This is a genomic window from Streptococcus sp. GMD4S (assembly GCF_000296955.1).
The window spans coordinates 1-1,310 of record NZ_AJRE01000237.1 but is presented as its reverse complement, the minus strand read 5'-3'; the positions used below and the strand labels follow the sequence as shown (position 1 = coordinate 1,310).

The 1,310-nt window shown below is 38.3% G+C and carries 3 protein-coding genes; all 3 read left to right on the top strand.

What is annotated here, in order from left to right:
* Positions 1-120 (top strand): LPXTG cell wall anchor domain-containing protein (locus tag GMD4S_RS14005; protein WP_008289769.1); only part of this gene is annotated, 120 nt, incomplete at its 5' end.
* Between the two features lie 132 nt (positions 121-252).
* The gene (locus GMD4S_RS09000; RefSeq protein ID WP_000119887.1) at positions 253-780 is read left to right on the top strand and encodes an FUSC family protein; all 528 of its coding nucleotides are present in this window, start codon (positions 253-255) and stop codon (positions 778-780) included.
* 76 nt (positions 781-856) lie between these two features.
* Positions 857-1,213, top strand: a complete 357-nt coding sequence (glnR, locus tag GMD4S_RS08995) for a transcriptional repressor GlnR (RefSeq protein ID WP_000664333.1) — start codon at positions 857-859, stop codon at positions 1,211-1,213.
* The last annotated feature ends 97 nt before the right edge of the window (positions 1,214-1,310 follow it).

Here is a 1,310-nt window from a genome sequence, read left to right as displayed (position 1 = left end):
CCTACTCTACCTCAAACAGGTACAAATGATTCAAGCTACATGCCATATCTTGGTCTAGCAGCTTTAGTAGGAGTTTTAGGACTTGGTCAGTTGAAACGTAAAGAAGACGAAAGTAACTAAGCTCTGAATTTAAATAGAAAAGAGGAACTCTGTTTCCTCTTTTTTATAGCCCTAAATTAAAAACGCTTCCTATTGATTTTCACTCATAAAATCAACTAATTTATGTTAAAATGGTAGTAGAAAGTTGAGATTATGAGTTATTTTAAAAAATATAAATTTGATAAGTCACAGTTCAAGCTTGGTATGCGAACTTTCAAAACGGGGATTGCTGTATTTATAGTTCTCTTGATTTTTGGTTTTTTTGGCTGGAAGGGGCTTCAAATCGGAGCATTGACAGCGGTCTTCAGTCTACGAGAGAGCTTTGATAAGAGCGTCCATTTTGGAACTTCGCGTATCTTAGGAAATAGCATTGGCGGTTTTTACGCCCTTGTCTTTTTCCTCTTAAACACTTTATTTCATGGAGCCTTTTGGGTAACCTTACTAGTTGTTCCGATTTGCACCATGTTAACCATTATGACAAACGTTGCCATGAATAACAAGGCAGGAGTTATTGGTGGTGTAGCAGCCATGTTGATCATTACCCTATCAATACCAAGCGGAGAAACATTTTTGTACGTGTTTGCGCGCGTATTTGAAACATTTATGGGAGTTTTTGTCGCAATCCTTGTAAATTATGATATTGAGCAACTGAAACTCTTTTGGGAGAAAAAAAGAAAATAATGTTACATTTTATGACATTATTCGTTGACGTATGTCTTTTTTTAGACTATAATAGACAGGAAGAAGGAAATTGTAAATGAAGGAAAGAGAATTTCGCCGAAATATGGCTGTTTTTCCTATCGGCAGTGTTATGAAATTGACCGATCTCTCGGCGCGTCAGATTCGTTATTATGAAGATCAAGAGTTGATCAAACCTGATCGAAACGAAGGGAACCGTCGCATGTATTCGTTGAATGATATGGATCGTCTGCTTGAAATCAAAGATTATATCTCTGAAGGTCATAATATTGCTGCGATTAAGAAAAAATATGCTGAACGCGAGGCGAAGTCCAAGAAAGCTGTGAGTCAGACGGAAGTGCGTCGTGCACTCCACAATGAACTCCTCCAGCAGGGGCGCTTTGCTTCAGTACGGTCACCCTTTGGTCGCGGTTAGGCAATCGCAAGTAGTCATATATATTAAGGAGAAAACCCATGCCAATCACAGCTGCAGATATTCGTCGTGAAGTCAAGGAAAAAAATGTTACCTTTAT

Bases quoted from the DNA above. Each gene is read 5' to 3' on its own strand.
- GMD4S_RS09000 (WP_000119887.1), top strand. From the start codon at position 253: ATGAGTTATTTTAAAAAATATAAATTTGATAAGTCACAGTTCAAGCTT.
- glnR (WP_000664333.1), top strand. From the start codon at position 857: ATGAAGGAAAGAGAATTTCGCCGAAATATGGCTGTTTTTCCTATCGGC.